Here is a 15,677-nt window from a genome sequence, read left to right as displayed (position 1 = left end):
CTATTGACTTATCTGATGGATGAGACGCTTAAAACTATCTTGATTATGCCTTTGCTTTTTGAATAACTTCATCTTCTCTCCCCATAAAAAGCAGCCCTTGTAAGGACTGCCTCACTTACAAGTCATCAATAGCTGCTGAAATGGCTTGTAATTTCTTATTTTGCTTATTTTTGTCATCAATCAACTGGTGCAACTCTTCAATTTTCTTCTGACTTTGACGAATGTCCTCATTGTTTTGATCCATCACATCGGCTAGGTGTTGCTTGTAGTCACTGGTAATAGTTGAGGAGGGCTTTACTTCTGGTATAGATTGCTTTTGAGGTTCTTGCTGTGGAGCCATCTGATTTTTAGCCTTTTGTTGTTCCATTTCAAAGGCTGCCACATAGTCAACATCTTCAGTGCCCTCTTGGTTTTCTTTATGAAATAGTGCCGCAATCTTCGCACGTTCTTCCGATGAAGATGTCGGTGTGTTATCATCTAAGGGTTGGTCAAAGGTCCAGTCTTTTGTCATGTGTTATTCCTCATTTCTATTATCTGATGGTATTGGTTTTTGTTCATACTGGCCAAAGGCTTGCGTCAATGCTTCATCAAATGTCCAGGGACTATTTTGTTGGCGTTTGATAAAGGCTTGATACATCGCTGTTTGTAATTGACTGCGATAAGTATCTAGTTTTTCCGTTTCTTTCGCAACTTTTTCCTCTTGCCTAGCCACTCTTTCAACTAGGCGTTCAATCAGACTCATAGGGTGTCCTCCTTATCACTTTCTAGATTAATCTAAGAAACTTGATTTTGTTATCACAACTCTAAAGCAGTATTTTTTCTAGGCGGAGGATTGCTTCGGATAACTTGTAACTTGGCCGATTGGATCACATCTTTTAGAGAATGATTACTATGACCTTTCACAATATCGTTCCAATCTGCTTTAGTTTCCAGTTCCTGTAATGATGGTAAGTCTATTTCAATGGGAAGTCCTTTCTCAGATAACTTCTGACAAAAGTCTCGCCCTGCTTCATCATTGTCAACAGCTAATGTTATCAAACCTGGGTGGTTCTGAAAAAAGATAGTTGTTTCTTGTATGATACGAAGAAAATGCGTTAATTTACTTGGCTTGATATTATCTAAAAAATTGAGCTTGTCATGTTCCTCTGCTGTTAACCTTAGTGTCTGATAAGCAATCACAGAGAGTTTTAAGCCCTCCATAGAAACCAAACGCACATCTGATAACTTCTTCTGATGGAGTTGATAATAACTCATCATATCAATCACCGATTCACAAAAGATAAGGCGTTTCGGTTTTCCTATATCAAAACTCATTCCTATATAACCATGAGAGTCTTTCATGATTTTTTTGAGATAACCTCGATCATGTCTCTGAGCATTTTTGACAAGCCCTTGAAGACTTGCCCCCTCTAGTTGTCCATGATGATTGTAACTCTTAAAGACAAGGACTGATTCTTGAAAGGTCTTTGTCTGGTAATGAGCCTGTGCTAATAGACCTTGTCTGCCAAAAGCATTGATAGTGTCATCACTTAAACCACGAATGTCATTCAGGTATATCCGTGCTTGGTCAAATGGTTCTTCCCTTAGATAATAACGAAAGGGTTGGTAGGTCTCTTCGACTACCTTAGCTTGTTCAAAGTCTCCAGTTTCAAGGTAAGACAGGGCTTCTTTAAAAGACACTCCTGTCATTAACTGAACGAAATCAATCACATCTCCCTGGATGTCACGTGAAAACCATTTAAAAGTATTGGTATCCGCAAATATCCTAAAAGAATCATGTTCTGGATGTTCATAGACTTGCCCTGATAGTCGTTTAAAAGAATAACCTAGACTTTCTGCCACCTCTAAAATCGCCTTTTGTTTCACTTTTTCAATTCTTGTCATCTCATCTCCTTATCAAAAAAGCAGAAGATAAACTCCTGCTAGTTGGTCTCACTTGTCGTAGTGCCTTGAATCTTTGGAATGCTTGAATTTACTTCATCAGAAGATTCTTTCAAGTCTCCTAGCTTCCCATTCCAAATGGTTACCTGATTGACAAGGAGTTTATCTGACAATTTGGCATAAGATAGTTTAAGAGAGGTCGTTTCTGTCTGTGTACTTTTCTGAGCCTTGTCACTGACATCTGACACGTAAACAACCTGATAAGACACTTCCACAAAAGCTTCATTTTCTTCTGTATTGACATAGATGTTGGCAGATTCAAAGCGATAATCCAACATATAGTCTTTATAGACTTGGTTGATAGAATCTTCTTGACGAGCTACCTCTTCCTTAAAGGCAGAATCTGTCATATAGGGCTTGATACGGTTGTTGTTCTCGCCCAGCTTTTCCTTGGTATAGTATTGGGTAAGGAATTCCTTGACTAACTCATCAGAGAGGACACTTGCCTTCTCTTTTTCTTTCTCTTTGATCAGCAGTTTATGAGCTTCAGTCTGAATCTGTTTCTGCGTGTGATTGGTTACAGACTGAGAACCAATGGTGTAGCCCATCATCACCATAAAGCTGGTGACTGCTAGACCACCAAAACCAATCAAAAATCTAGCCTTCATTTTATTTAACATCACTAGTGCTATCTCCTTTTTCCATAAGATAGCACCATCATAACAAGATGGACTTGGATAAGTTATCACAAGAAAAACTACCACTCACTAATGAGTGGTAGCTCCTCCTTAATTCTCATAATATGACAAATCAATCTCACTATCATAGATAAAGTCATCATCAATGTGATGGGCGATTTCAATAACAGTAACTGGTAAATTGAACAGTAGGTTTCGGATATTCTTAGCATTTTGAGCATCCAACGGAGCTGTCACTTCATCTGCAAGAAGCACATCTTTTTGTCTAATCAGATTTCGTGCAATTTCAAGGCGTACCTTTTGTCCCCCAGAAATATTTTCCCCATTATTAACAATTTGATAGTCTAAAATATTATCAAACTCAGCTGTCAAACCAACTTGCTCAAGCTTTTCTAATAATAGCTCATCAGAAAAATCAGCTCCCAATGTCAAATTAAAGCGAATGCTATCATTAAAGAGATAAGGTGACTGGGCAATGAGACCGATACACTGCTGATAGTCTGTCGTCACCTGACCATTATCAAGCACCATGTCAATAGCCCCCTCATCAGGACTTAATTCCTGTAAAATCAGTTTAAAAAGCGTTGATTTTCCAGAACCACTCGGACCCTTAATGAGGTATTTCTTCCCTTTGTCAAAGCGATAAGTGAGATTTGAAAAGAGTCTTCTGCCTGCAAAGGATTTCGCCAATTGATGGCATTCTAAAGCTTCAAAATCTTCATTTGTAAGAGACCGCTCCTGCTCTTTAGGAATAGGCTGAGCTAATATCTGGTCAAATGTGTCAGAAATGGATTTTGCTCCTTTGAGCCTAAAAATATCGTTAACAATATTCATCAATGGCTGCTCCAGACGTGTTGCTGCAATAAACATGGCAATTAAATCTGTCACTTGTATGCTAGTTCCTGCTGCTATGAGTACCAGACCTAAAAAGATTGGGAGAAACTGAGACACAAAGAGCATCAGATTGGCTAAAAAGGCAAAGAAAGATTGATAAATTCCAAATGTTTGTCGTGAATCTTCGTAGCGTGTTGACTGGTTTTGAACATTTTTAAGACCAGAAGAAAGGGCTTGATTCTGAACTAACGTTGGCCTTCCAACAACGGCATCGCTCACTAAACTCAGTAATTTCTGTCTCTCTGATGCTTGCTCGTCCCCTTTTCGCTCTGCTATTTTACTAATCCTCAGTTGAACAACTAAGAAAATAAAGGAACAGGCAATAAACAGCAAACCAATCGGTATATTTTTTACCAAGAGATAGATGCTAAGTAATAGGAAATTACTAATGTGTGCAACAAGGAGAATACTTGGACTAATATGATTCCAGAGATAATATTCAACATCTTGTGTTAAAAGGGAAATCTTCTGTTCATTCCCAATCTCCTGATGCCCCAATATCAAACGCTTGTAAAGATCAAGGCGAATGTTACCGCAGCCAATGGTCATAATCTGATTGATCAAGAGATTAGCGATAAACATGACAGCATATAAGAGCAAGTAGAGAGTCAATCCATAGACCAAAAACCCCCATGTTTCTTTACGACTATTTAACGCTGTAAGGTCAAAGATTTTATCTGTCATCAAGGGTTCAATGAGAAAGACAAAACTGTTTAAGATACAGGCGATAAGGGTTAAGGTCACTAAAAATTTATTAAAATACTTAAACATCTCATCACCTACAACTCTATCACAGCATCATAAACGATTGTTTCGTCCACATGATGAGCCACTTCAATAATGGTTATGGGCAGTGAAAAAATCAACTCTCTGACACGATGAGCATTCTCTTTATCAAGTGCTGCTGTCACTTCGTCAAGCAGTAAAACATCCTTCTGGCGCAGTAAAAAGCGTGCTAATTCTATGCGCACTCGCTGACCACCTGAAACATTGCTGCCGTTATTTTCAATGTTGGAGTCTAAGCCGTCTGGTAGCTCTTCAAGCAGGTGGACTTGATTTAACACCCTAATCATCTCGTCATGAGAAAAGGTCTGATTTAGACAGATATTTTCTTCCAAGGTGCCATTAAAGAGAAAGGGTGACTGACTGACCATACCAATATTCGCTTGATAAGAGTTAAATAACTGATTGTCATCCGTCACAAGAGCGACTTGTCCCGAATCGACAGCTTCACCTTTAATGATATTTAAGAGGGTGGTTTTTCCTCGTCCACTAGCTCCCGTGATGAGATATTTCTTCCCTTTTTCAAAGGTGTAGGAGAAATCTTTCAAAATAGTTTTGTCTCCATAGGATTTTGTGATATTTTGCAAAATCAGAGCTTTAAAATCTGGAATATAGGAGACTTCCTCCTCATTAACAACCTTATCCATTAGATTATAGATTTTTGTCTTGATAGAATGAGCAGCTTGCATGTCAAAAGTGGCATACATCATATTTTGAAGAGGACTTGACAGGCTATTTGAAGCGATAAACATGGCAACTAGAGATGATACTGGAATATGACCAAAAACATTTGGGAATAAAAAATAAATTCCAATTGGTAGCACACGTCCTAAAAACTGTGTCAAACCATTACAGAAAAAGAGGAAATTAGATAGGTAATAATAATTTCGGCGGGCAGTTTCATAAGTCAGTACCTGATGTTTCAATTTTCCATAGGTCGTTGCAAATGCTTGATGATGTAACAAGGTGCTTCCACCATTGACAAAGTCCATAATGAGAGCCATGGAACGCTCTCGCTCCTCGCTCTGCTTTTGTCCAAAAGCATCTGCCACTTTACTCAAAAACACTTGGGGTAGTGGGCGTAAGAGAGAGCCTAAGATAAACAGCAGCGCTAAAATGGGATTTAAGGTGATTAAATAGACCGACACAACCAAGAAAATCATGCCATTTTTGGGCAAACGCATGACCTGAGTCACGTAACTATCATAGAAAAATTCTAAATCTTGGCTGAGAAAATTCGTCGTCTCATGCTGATCTGTGAACGCGCTAGATAAAAGGAGCGTCCTCATCAACTTATCTCGTAAGACCAACATGATGCGTTTACAAGACACATCGTAAACGAAATCTGCACCAAACTCCAAACCATAAAAAAGCAGATAGGTCAAAAGTCCCACGACAAAAACTTTCCCGAGTGACTCAAAATCCGTTACCGTATCAATCGCAATGACTTTTTGAATCACTAACGATTGTAAAATACTAGAGAAAGCTCCTAATATAAAGACCACGAAGGCAACATAACGGAATTTCCCAAGATAAGATAATAATTTCATAGTAAGCTCCCATTAAATAAAATAGTCAGCTAGGAAAGGATAGCTAACTATTTTATATGCTAATTAGCAGTTTCCGTTTGTTCTTGGACAGCTAGCATTCAGCTCAATATTATATGCTGAATTGGGATCATATTTTTTATTTTCTTTTATAATCATTGTTACTTCCTCCAAAAAATTAATTTATATCAAGGATATCGTTATAGGACTTACTAAGGATAAAAAGTGAAAAATCTTTTTGTATGCGCTCTTTATATAGTCGACACAACCTTTCCCAAGATTTTTCTTGATTTATCCTTACCAAAGGACAATATCCTGATTTACAAAGCAATACATAAGGGCATTGGCTACATCTCTCAAACTCAATCTCTTTGAGCCAATCATTCCTTTTCTTTTCGTTAACAACACTTGTTAAAACGCTTCCAAAAATATTTTCTTTATGGTACAGAGCTACTGTGCAGCTTTGAATTACTCCTTTAACGTTGAACATATAGTGGTATTTACGATTAGCATAGCAATTTATACTGTTCGACATCATTATTTGAGGGGATTCTATATTATATCCTAAAGAAATTGCCTGTTGAGAACAATAATAACTGAAATCACCATTTGGAATATCAACACAATAATCATCAGCTCGCTCTCCTTGCCCCCAATCCCCAATGTTATGATAAGCAAGACTAAATCTGCTATCTTCCCTGAATACCAGACCATCTAATTTTAGAAAGTGCTCCATAGATTCAACATTCTCTTTTGAAATATTAAATCGAATAGTACAATGAAAATGTAACGAACTAGCCCCCATCATTTTTAAATTTGCAAAAATTCTATCATAAGAACCTACACCATTTTTAAGTAAACGTTGATTATCATGGAACTTCTTCTCACCATCAACCGTTATTTGATAACCAGTAACTTTACATTTTCCTACTAAGTTTTGAAACATACGTTTATTTAAGAAATAACCGTTAGTTGTAATTCCAGAAAAATATTCAATATCATATACCGAACATAGTTCTAAAAATCTCTCAGATAGCCGAACTATTGTTTTATAACCAAGCAAGGGCTCTCCACCAAACCATTGGACACTAAATCTCTCGAACTTTCCCTCGGATAATAGTTTATCCGCAAACGTTACAATAGCATCTTCTACTTCTGGAGACATTGAAATATTCTCAAACTTTTCATAACAATATTTACATCTAAAATTACAATCTCCATGAGTTAGAATTGTAAATTCTAGGAGCTTTTCATCAACATTTTTAATTTTCGCTAGGGTTTCTTCCAGCTCATTTTCTTCTTGATGATAATGCCAAGACTCTAGATAATCATTATACTGACTTCTTGTAGTATCATCACAATCAATTTTCCTTAATAATTCGTTGGTTATAAAAAAGGAGTGATTATTTTTGGTATTGAAATGTACCTCTCCTTCAGGAAGAGATTTACTTAAAACATAAGGTGACATTTCCATAATAGAACCTCCTTCATCACGCTTTAAGTATATCACTCTGAAAAAACTTTTAAATTTCTTTCCCATATCTGCTGACTAGTCATTTTCAGCTAAAATTTTTTCTAGATGTCCTTCATAAGTCTTTGCTAAATGGTCACTTCCTGCTAATTTCATTGCAGCGATACACTTTCTCATTTCAATAATAGCTTTACAATCCTTCTCTTTTTTATGGTGATACAGATGTTGTGCATACTGAAACACCAATCGCTCATAAATTTCAGTCTCAGTGAAAAAGCATTGATTTAGTTGTTTTTCAAAATACAGAGCATCCAGAAACTTTCCTCTCTCAACACATGTGATATATCCATTTAATAACATTGATGAGATTAATCGTCTATTATTTGGAATTTCTTTATAGAAATCAGAACGTCTTGACATCTCTCTGGCTAAAACCATGAAAACATCGTGTTTTAGGACATCTAAAGTATTTGCAAAAATCAACAATTCATAATAACCCCAGTATTCCACACCAAAAAGATAGTCTGTTAATTCAATTAAATCTTGTTCTGTATAATAGTCTTCGCCAGACAAATCTTGCAAGCGTATTTTTAATAAAATAGTATTAATGTGATGAAATTTCTCTCTCTTAGTCCTTGACTCCATTTGAGAATAAAGTAACTTTTTCAATCCCTCAATATCATGATTAGACACAAAATGGCGTACCTTTGATAGAAGTTCATTTAGTTCATCTCTATGAAAATCATGAGCCGCATACATAAATTCATCAATTGGCATGTTGATTTCATCTAAGATAAGCATGAACTTAGAAATGGTTAAATCAGTCTCTCCTTTCTCAAAGCGAGAGAGCTGAGACGTTGATATACCAGCCTTAGCGACATCTTTTAATCGTAATCCTCTAGATTCTCGAAACTTTTTAAAAATTTCTCCAAATTTTTTCATCATACACCTCCAATAAGCATATATGGGAATATTTTTTGATTTTTAACATTTTAGCATAAAATAAAAAAAATAAAAGTGAGGTATTTCACATGAAAAATCAAAAACTACTACCTTTATTGTTCCTACTCTTTGAGGGAATTATTATTATCGTTGTTGGCTAATACTAAAAAATTTGTCACTACAAGCAAAATCAGTCCTATCGCTGCGATAATCAAAAGACTTTGAATGATTTGTTCTAACATCTCTACACCTCTTTCTACCCTAATTGCTTACGATAATAATCTGCCTTCCCCTTGTCTAGGTCATCCAGTTGGCCAACCAGGTCTAGATACTCTCCTTTAGTCACTTCATCTAAGTCTGGAAAGTCATTCTCACGAGTCGTGATAATAACTTCTAATTGACCAATGATTTCTCGCTTTGAAAAGCTATAATCAAGGGTTTCATCTTCATATTGTTCCTTTAAGACTTGATAATTAGCTTGGTCTTCAAGGCTAGTAAATCCTTGTGATAGCCATTCTTCTAGTTGATAACGCATTTCTTCTACTGTTTGGCTCATTAGTTTGTTCTCCTTTGATGATTTCTTGACTTCATTTTATCGCGTTCACTATTTTTTGTCAGCCTTTTTCTTAAAAATCAAGCGAAAGTTGTTGGTCCTGTTGCGGTTGGGTCGTTTCATTGAATTTAGCTAGTGCTGCATCTATTTCTTCAACCTCTGCTTACTAGTGTCACTCGCAGAAGTCGTATTTCCCAAGTCCATAGGTTGGTCTTGAACAGTAGTAACTCCTTCAGCAGTTGCTTGATTGACAGCCTGTATCACAACATCATGAGGAACCGTAACCGTGATAGCCTCATCTGATTGACCAGTTGACGCAAGGCTATTCGTCTGTTCAACAACTGGAGTTGGCTGTGCTTCTGGTAAGTTGGTCGCAGGATTATCTGTCAACTGAACGGCTTTATCTTGCGAGGGTGTTACCACTTCGTCAGCTTGTGCTACTTGGCTACCCCAAGCGACAACAGCCGTCACCATAGTTCCAAGAGCTACCGAACAAAGTGTCCGATACTTCTTACTTTTACGGAAGAAGTGCTTTTCTGCTTTTTCCTGATTGACTAAAAAGTGATGATGACATTGTTTGGTCATAAAAAGTCCTTCTTTTCTTTTGATAAGTAGCAACAATCTGTCACTCTCTCCTCATCATAAAAAAGACGACTTGATTTTGGTATCACATCAAAAAAAGTACAAAGAAAAAAACTATCTGTAGCACTATTGATAACTTCTGAAACCCCCTATAAAAAAGGGGAGGACTGACGTATCAGACCCTCCCAGACGTGACTAGCACACCCCAATTCGATATAATTATACTACCACTAACTTTGTTTTTCATCAATAAGTTTACTTATTTGTCGAATCGACGGTTTTATATCGATATATATCGTTACAAAACTATTATAAAGCAATGAACCCAAGGCCTACAAAATCAGTAATACTAAACTTTTGGATTATACTATTTTTTAGCCACTCTATAACATCAAATTATTTGTTTCATTTGTCCGGCCATAAAGAATATCTTCTTCTACGAATTTGGCTTCTCCTGTCCAAACATGCATTACTAAATCCCTAAGTGTTTTAAAATAATTGCCACCACTTCTACCGACTTCTCAAAACTAATTTCACTGGCATACCTAAATGATTTTTGATAGCGAGACCAAAGCTGATTCTGATAGTCAGAGCTACGGATTACCTCTAATTGACTTTCCCAATTTATCAAAACATCTAAGCTTTCTCTTTTTTTACCAGTATTGTTTAGAGCAGTTTTCAATATTGGGATATCAATCTCATCTTTTCGAAGGTGATACAATGTGTAGAGGTCATAGCGATCACGAGGTCTAGTTGAAGCAGCTCCTCGACGAATAATCGTTTCTAATTTTTCAGCAAGAACAGTTTCTAAATTATAAGTCCAAACTTCTAGTTTATTCTCTGAAAAAACAGACTGCAATTGATAAGTAATTTCTCGTGGCGTTATCCGATCACCTGTTGTTATATCAATAAAGACAACTTCACGTAGGGTATCAAATGTCGCCCTGAGTTTGAGGGTAAAGCAACCATATTCGTCATCTTGTCGAATTGGCTCTAACATATCAACTTCAAATTGAAAACCTTCAGAAGGTTGACTTACAATTTCTTTGAAGATTGTTTGAATATTTTCCTCGCTAAGAGGTTGACCTTTCAAAGTAACATCTAAATCCATTGTTGTTCGTTTATCTAAGCCAATCATCTGTCCGATAAGGAATCCACCTTTCACAATGAAATAATCTTTATACCGACTTTCAGAGATGAGTTTTAAGATTTTTTCAATCAAATAGTTCTGCTGAACTTGTTGAGCAGATATCCTTTTTCTCTTGCGATATTCATAATTTTCGCTTTGAAGCTATTGGCATTTGAAAATTTCACGACAATACCTCCACATAAGATTGTAGCTTTTCAGTGACTTTAAATAGTTGTGCATAGTGGTACAACTTGGCATAATTCACAGCTCCTTTTTTAAAGTAAGCTTGAAACGCTGGAGCAACGACTTGAACATCAACATGATAAGCTGTTCTCAAACACTCTACCAAAGTTCGTTCCATATCATATACTGAGATAAACTGTCCAGCCTGTCGCTCTAGTTTTATAATACCGATTTCATGATGATTTCTAGCAACAATCGGCTTAACACCAGCTTCTTTCATTAGCCTCGTGTTCGTCCCAAAAGGAAAAGTCATCACAGGTTCAAATGGAACAGTGAGGGAAAGGCCATGTAACCATAGTGCTGTTTCTAAGGAATAAATTCCTTTTGGAAAACGATACTGTAAACTAAAGAAATCATCAATATAGGTATCAGGCAGATGATAAATCCCTCTTTCAATTGATTCCACTTTACCTTTTGAGACCAATTGATTCAGTTGTTGGTAAGAAAAGTTAAGCTCTTCTATATCACGAAAAGTTATAACTCCATGATTTTTTTTATATAATCATAAACAGGTTTCTCTAACAGATCCATATCGCCACCTCCTAAACAATAACAAAGAAAACAATATGCTAACAACTTAATCGTTTGTTAGCATATTGTTTTTTAATTCCCCGTAAAGGCAACTTGGTTTTGGTATCACATCAAAAATGGATAAAGAAAAAAGCCACCCACAAAAAAGTGGATGACCCAATGATTATCATATCAATTTTTACATTAAGACGGCCAATTAACCTTTCTAGCTTTAGCGGTCTTAAAGCGTTTCTTATCAACAAGTTTCAACTCTATTTCTCTACAATTTGTAATTAAGGTGTCGTTGATTTTAAGACTTCTTGGAAAGTATTGGTTCCCTTGTTCACGCGATAATTCAACGGTATAACTAATACCATTACTTAATTTGAAGACCACAAAATAAATATTATCTCTTCTAAATCGTTTGCCAACTTTTATATTCAAAATACCATCCGTTGTGTAGAATTTACATTCCATCACATGTAACATTTGATAAAGTAATAATGTTCCAACGATTTTGAATTTATTTTCGTTAAACCATCCATTATCAGCCTTATTTAGAGGCTGATAATGTCCAATCATCCTTTAATCCTTCAAAAATACTCCCTGCATTATTAGTTGGTAAATTGACATGATGATCACTTTATAATCCCAATAGATGGGGAATAGAGGAATTTGGGACGGAGAGAACAATTTCGGAGTAGTCTTCCATATTTGTCTGATAAACGTATTTGTACTGAGAAATATATTTCTCAATAGTATTGGCTAGACAAGACATATTGACATTGAGAATATCAATTTCTCCATCAAAGGTCTCGAGCCATTCCAAAGTATATGTCATTCTATTTTTCTCCTAAAAAAGAGAAGGAATCTGGTACTTCCTTCTCTTCCACGTATTGAGTTTCACCTCACGCTAGATATGCCCTATCTATTCCTCAAGGGTAGGCAGTCCTGCTATTCTTTTTCTCAACAAACAGTTTGAACTGAGTGCGGAGCCCACAGGCGGGTGCAGGCCATATCCACTAGCCCACAAGTAATTTATAATCTTTATTTGCTATTATTATACTGGATAATTCCTTATTTGTCAACACCTATGTTCACGCTTAAAGTTTAGATGAGATGATTACTTTGTCCCAAATATCGTACAACATTTGGGACAAGAAGACAAGTACTCTAATATTACCCAGATTGTCAAATTAAGCTAGACATTTTATGTAACTCAGAAAAACTTGATAAGGTGTTTGATAGTTTAGTGATTTCCTAGGAATGTTATTTCGTCTATCAGCTATAGCTGATAACACATTTTGAGACAAGTCATTAAAATCCATTTGTTTAGGCAATCCATGACGTCTTAATAACCCATTTGAGTGTTCATTTAATCCACGTTGACCAGGGCAACCTGGATTCGCAAAGAAAATATCAATATCGTGCTGGTTGGAAATCGTCTTCCAATTAGAGAACTCTTTTCCACAATCAAAGGTCATTGATTTAAAGAGGTGTTTTGGAAATCTTGAGAACCATCTAGTTAGTGCTTGTTCAACATCATTAGCTTTTCGCCCCTTTGTTTGAAGCGTGATAATAGCTTTAGACTGCTTCTCTACCAATGTGATAACAGCACTTTTATGGTTTTTACCAACAATAGTATCACCTTCAAGATGGCCAAACTCACTGTCAAATTCTAGATAGACTTTCGAACGTTCACGATTATCCCGACGAAAAGCTTGCTTGCCACGTTTTTCTGTCTTACCATTTGGCTTGCGCTTTCCCTTCCAGGGTAATCCTCTTTCTTGAAGATACCACGGTCAGCTAGGCGATAAAGAGTTCTCATAGAACAAGAGATTTTATCAGGATAAGTTCCTTTAACAACATCTAGACTCCAATCGCGATCTAAATGCATTTGGATAAATGTTTGTTCATTTTGAGTGAGTTGGGTTTTACGACGACCACAACGTTGCTTGTTAGCTTTGTAGTTTTCATAGTAATCATAGGCGGTATGTCCGGCTTTAAAATAAGCAATAAGCTTATAAATGGTTTGTTTTGATCTTTTGAGAGAGTGACAAATAGCACTAACTGCCATTCCTTCTTGGTAGTAAGCCTCTATCATTACAAGCTCGTTTGTGGTAAGATGAGTGTAGGTCATGTATGTTAGTTCCTCTCAGAAAAATGTGGTGTTTATCTGAGACTAACATAGATGGCTTTTTTCTGTCTAACTTAATTTGACAATCTGGGTATATAAAAAAAATCCTGCCAAAGATTTTTTGGCAGGATTTTTGGCAGGAAACCAAATCAATTTATCAGTTTCTCTAAATCGCTATAAGCTCTAAAAGACTGGTAAATCGGGCTTCCACTCTCAAATTGCTATGTGCTTCTTATTTAAGAGTAACATAAGCAAATCGCTTTTAAACCTTAGTATTATGCATTTTTTTAGTCAAATATTATTGATAGTGGTCCTTATCGGGGTGTTGATGAAACACCCTCCTTTTTCAATAATTCTGTTATCTCATTACCTACTGTCTGCTTTCTAGCATTGTAAAAATGAGAATAAGTATTTAGAGTTGTAGCTTTATCAATTCTACCTGAACGTTGAGAGACTGCTAAAACATCTTTTCCTAGGACATTGATCATAAATGAATCATGACTATGTCTCAATCCTTTACCAGTTATCTCAGGTACTCCTGCTAACTTAGCCTGTCTCTTCAACATTCTAGTTAAGGTACTCTTAACCATAGGTTCACCAAACTTAGATAAGATGTAGTTATCATCAGAATTAGCAATTTGAACTTTTCTCCAACGTTCTAAGACATTAATCGTTTCATCATCTAGATCAACAAATCGAACCCCTGCATCCGTTTTAGTCTGGTCTTTTATACGATAAATACCACCTTTTAACGCTTCTAAAGTTGAATGGACAAAAATTCGCTTATTCTCTTTATCATAGTCAGACCACAATAAAGCAAAACCTTCACTGACTCGCACCCCGGTCATGTAGTATAACCAAGTTGTTGTAAAGCGATGTAAATCTTCATAGTCTTCTATATCAAAGGTTGCAATAACTTTTTTGAACTCATCGAATGTCCAAAATTTTGTATCTGGTCGCTTCCCTTTTGGATTATCAAGATTCTTACATGGGAAAGTTTTAATATATTCCATTCTTTCCGCATATCCTACGCATTGTTTGAAACGAATCCAAACACATTTTGCATAATTAGGAGAATGGTTTGCTATAAGCTTTAGTCGAAATCTCTCGCAATCATGTGGCTTAATATCACGCAATTTCATTTTCCCGAATTCCTCTATAAATAACGTAAAATGAGTGATTGCAGTTCTATATGTTGAATCCTGTACCGTTTGTTTATAATACGGTAAGAAAATGTCTTCCATGTATTGAGCAAATGTTAAATTATAATCTGAATAATCAAATTTATCATAAAACTCAACTCTTGCTCGACAAAGCTCATTATAAGCTTCTTTCTCTGTCGTGAAAGATTTTCCCCACATATTGCGATAACGTTTAAAACGTTGACGTTTCCCAGTTGCAGATGCCTTAAATTCAGTTTGACAATATATCCTACCTTTTTCATCTCTAAATACACCTTTATATTTCTTAGACATTTATTTGTTTTCCTTTCTTTCATCAATGATTGGAAAACCGAGCAGCTCCTCTACGATAATTTTTGGAGCTAAGTCTAATCGTCTATTATCAAAAGGCGATTTTCTTAATTTTACCGCATTATTATCTAAATGACTACTATAAAATTGATTAACGGCTATTGCTTTAGCTTCTCTGATAATCAACTTTGAAGCTGTCTTAGAAAAACCAAGTTTCATAATATTTTTATGTGTAATAGTTTCCATTGGATACTCCTTCTATTTTATTCTGATAAACTCTCAGATAATAGTAAAGTACCAATTTATGTTTGAAAAAGTTATCACAGTACAGTCATTTCTAAAATACTACTTTAAAACTTTCATTACTTAAAATTAAAGTAAGTAAATCCCTAGGATTAAAACAGCTATACACTATAAAATTAAATCTACTAACCTATATACTTTTCACGAAACTCTCTACTCAATGGTTGCATCTGACTAACTTCGAAAATTAAATCTTGAACACAGGTCAATAAAATAGATACATGTTCCTGAGTCACTTGATTATTCACTCTTGCGACAGTCATAATTTCATGAACATCACGTCCAATCTGTTCTAACTTCTGAGTTTTCCAAAATGAAAACCACTCTTTAGCAGTTAACTGTTTATCATCAGTCATTAATAATTGATCTCTGACAAATGGTGAAAAGTGTCGATAACGCTTCTCCCTCATTAATTGTTCAATTTGTTTTAACTCATTGGCTGTTAAATTTATTTCTTTTCGAATATCTCTATATTGTTCAGACATGTTATTTTCTCCTTTTTATCCTTTCTCGGGTAATCCCCGACCCCGTA

Annotated in this window: 12 protein-coding genes and 6 pseudogenes; all 18 read right to left on the bottom strand. The window is 35.9% G+C overall.

Annotated elements, in window-relative coordinates; genetic code table 11:
* Nucleotides 1-115: 115 nt before the first annotated feature.
* The gene (locus ACVR1I_RS04995; RefSeq protein ID WP_124758847.1) at nucleotides 116-511 is read right to left on the bottom strand and encodes a DUF5945 family protein; all 396 of its coding nucleotides are present in this window, start codon (nucleotides 509-511) and stop codon (nucleotides 116-118) included.
* A gap of 3 nt (nucleotides 512-514) precedes the next feature.
* Nucleotides 515-742: a DUF5965 family protein gene (locus ACVR1I_RS04990; protein WP_447442904.1), complete on the bottom strand. Its 228-nt coding sequence runs from the start codon at nucleotides 740-742 to the stop codon at nucleotides 515-517.
* Nucleotides 743-795: 53 nt separating this feature from the next.
* Entirely contained in the window at nucleotides 796-1,884 is a 1,089-nt protein-coding gene (locus tag ACVR1I_RS04985) for a DNA primase (RefSeq protein WP_447442903.1), read from the bottom strand.
* Between the two features lie 38 nt (nucleotides 1,885-1,922).
* Entirely contained in the window at nucleotides 1,923-2,561 is a 639-nt protein-coding gene (locus ACVR1I_RS04980; RefSeq protein WP_307122160.1) for a peptidylprolyl isomerase, read from the bottom strand.
* 108 nt (nucleotides 2,562-2,669) lie between these two features.
* The gene (locus ACVR1I_RS04975) at nucleotides 2,670-4,244 is read right to left on the bottom strand and encodes an ATP-binding cassette domain-containing protein (RefSeq protein WP_447442902.1); all 1,575 of its coding nucleotides are present in this window, start codon (nucleotides 4,242-4,244) and stop codon (nucleotides 2,670-2,672) included.
* Nucleotides 4,245-4,252: 8 nt separating this feature from the next.
* Complete coding sequence (locus tag ACVR1I_RS04970) at nucleotides 4,253-5,806, bottom strand: ATP-binding cassette domain-containing protein (RefSeq protein ID WP_447442901.1); 1,554 nt, start codon at nucleotides 5,804-5,806, stop codon at nucleotides 4,253-4,255.
* Between the two features lie 175 nt (nucleotides 5,807-5,981).
* Complete coding sequence (locus ACVR1I_RS04965) at nucleotides 5,982-7,343, bottom strand: radical SAM protein (protein ID WP_447442900.1); 1,362 nt, start codon at nucleotides 7,341-7,343, stop codon at nucleotides 5,982-5,984.
* A 9-nt stretch (nucleotides 7,344-7,352) separates the two neighbouring features.
* Complete coding sequence (locus ACVR1I_RS04960) at nucleotides 7,353-8,216, bottom strand: helix-turn-helix domain-containing protein (protein ID WP_447442899.1); 864 nt, start codon at nucleotides 8,214-8,216, stop codon at nucleotides 7,353-7,355.
* A 256-nt stretch (nucleotides 8,217-8,472) separates the two neighbouring features.
* Nucleotides 8,473-8,772 carry a DUF5962 family protein gene (locus ACVR1I_RS04955; RefSeq protein WP_447442898.1) on the bottom strand — a complete coding sequence of 100 codons (300 nt, stop codon included), beginning with the start codon at nucleotides 8,770-8,772 and terminating at the stop codon, nucleotides 8,473-8,475.
* Nucleotides 8,773-8,842: 70 nt separating this feature from the next.
* Nucleotides 8,843-8,932: pseudogene (locus ACVR1I_RS04950) on the bottom strand (helicase SNF2); the annotation flags it as partial.
* Nucleotides 8,929-9,354, bottom strand: a pseudogene (locus ACVR1I_RS04945) (putative cross-wall-targeting lipoprotein signal domain-containing protein); the annotation flags it as partial. The pseudogenes ACVR1I_RS04950 and ACVR1I_RS04945, both read right to left, overlap by 4 nt.
* A gap of 469 nt (nucleotides 9,355-9,823) precedes the next feature.
* A pseudogene (locus tag ACVR1I_RS04940) lies at nucleotides 9,824-10,665 on the bottom strand (nucleotidyl transferase AbiEii/AbiGii toxin family protein).
* A pseudogene (locus ACVR1I_RS04935) lies at nucleotides 10,662-11,254 on the bottom strand (type IV toxin-antitoxin system AbiEi family antitoxin domain-containing protein). The pseudogenes ACVR1I_RS04940 and ACVR1I_RS04935 overlap by 4 nt, the downstream one beginning before the upstream one ends.
* A gap of 183 nt (nucleotides 11,255-11,437) precedes the next feature.
* Nucleotides 11,438-12,074: pseudogene (locus tag ACVR1I_RS04930) on the bottom strand (hypothetical protein).
* 355 nt (nucleotides 12,075-12,429) lie between these two features.
* Nucleotides 12,430-13,373, bottom strand: a pseudogene (locus ACVR1I_RS04925) (IS30 family transposase).
* A 311-nt stretch (nucleotides 13,374-13,684) separates the two neighbouring features.
* On the bottom strand, nucleotides 13,685-14,845 hold the full coding sequence (locus tag ACVR1I_RS04920) for a tyrosine-type recombinase/integrase (RefSeq protein WP_447442897.1): 1,161 nt from the start codon (nucleotides 14,843-14,845) through the stop codon (nucleotides 13,685-13,687).
* A complete protein-coding gene (locus ACVR1I_RS04915) occupies nucleotides 14,846-15,088 on the bottom strand; it encodes a DUF3173 family protein (protein WP_447442896.1) in 243 nt (80 codons plus the stop codon). It abuts the gene before it with no gap.
* A 182-nt stretch (nucleotides 15,089-15,270) separates the two neighbouring features.
* Nucleotides 15,271-15,630 carry an SAG1252 family conjugative relaxosome accessory protein gene (locus tag ACVR1I_RS04910; RefSeq protein WP_024397052.1) on the bottom strand — a complete coding sequence of 120 codons (360 nt, stop codon included), beginning with the start codon at nucleotides 15,628-15,630 and terminating at the stop codon, nucleotides 15,271-15,273.
* Between the last annotated feature and the right edge of the window lie 47 nt (nucleotides 15,631-15,677).

The organism is Streptococcus cameli (assembly GCF_053207365.1).
The sequence above is the reverse complement of the archived record's forward strand: the minus strand, read 5'-3'. Positions and strand labels throughout refer to the sequence as shown.

Coding starts and splice junctions, on each gene's coding strand:
- ACVR1I_RS04995 (WP_124758847.1), bottom strand. CDS start 511: ATGACAAAAGACTGGACCTTTGACCAACCCTTAGATGATAACACACCG.
- ACVR1I_RS04990 (WP_447442904.1), bottom strand. CDS start 742: ATGAGTCTGATTGAACGCCTAGTTGAAAGAGTGGCTAGGCAAGAGGAA.
- ACVR1I_RS04985 (WP_447442903.1), bottom strand. CDS start 1,884: ATGACAAGAATTGAAAAAGTGAAACAAAAGGCGATTTTAGAGGTGGCA.
- ACVR1I_RS04980 (WP_307122160.1), bottom strand. CDS start 2,561: ATGTTAAATAAAATGAAGGCTAGATTTTTGATTGGTTTTGGTGGTCTA.
- ACVR1I_RS04975 (WP_447442902.1), bottom strand. CDS start 4,244: ATGTTTAAGTATTTTAATAAATTTTTAGTGACCTTAACCCTTATCGCC.
- ACVR1I_RS04970 (WP_447442901.1), bottom strand. CDS start 5,806: ATGAAATTATTATCTTATCTTGGGAAATTCCGTTATGTTGCCTTCGTG.
- ACVR1I_RS04965 (WP_447442900.1), bottom strand. CDS start 7,343: ATGGGAAAGAAATTTAAAAGTTTTTTCAGAGTGATATACTTAAAGCGT.
- ACVR1I_RS04960 (WP_447442899.1), bottom strand. CDS start 8,216: ATGAAAAAATTTGGAGAAATTTTTAAAAAGTTTCGAGAATCTAGAGGA.
- ACVR1I_RS04955 (WP_447442898.1), bottom strand. CDS start 8,772: ATGAGCCAAACAGTAGAAGAAATGCGTTATCAACTAGAAGAATGGCTA.
- ACVR1I_RS04920 (WP_447442897.1), bottom strand. CDS start 14,845: ATGTCTAAGAAATATAAAGGTGTATTTAGAGATGAAAAAGGTAGGATA.
- ACVR1I_RS04915 (WP_447442896.1), bottom strand. CDS start 15,088: ATGGAAACTATTACACATAAAAATATTATGAAACTTGGTTTTTCTAAG.
- ACVR1I_RS04910 (WP_024397052.1), bottom strand. CDS start 15,630: ATGTCTGAACAATATAGAGATATTCGAAAAGAAATAAATTTAACAGCC.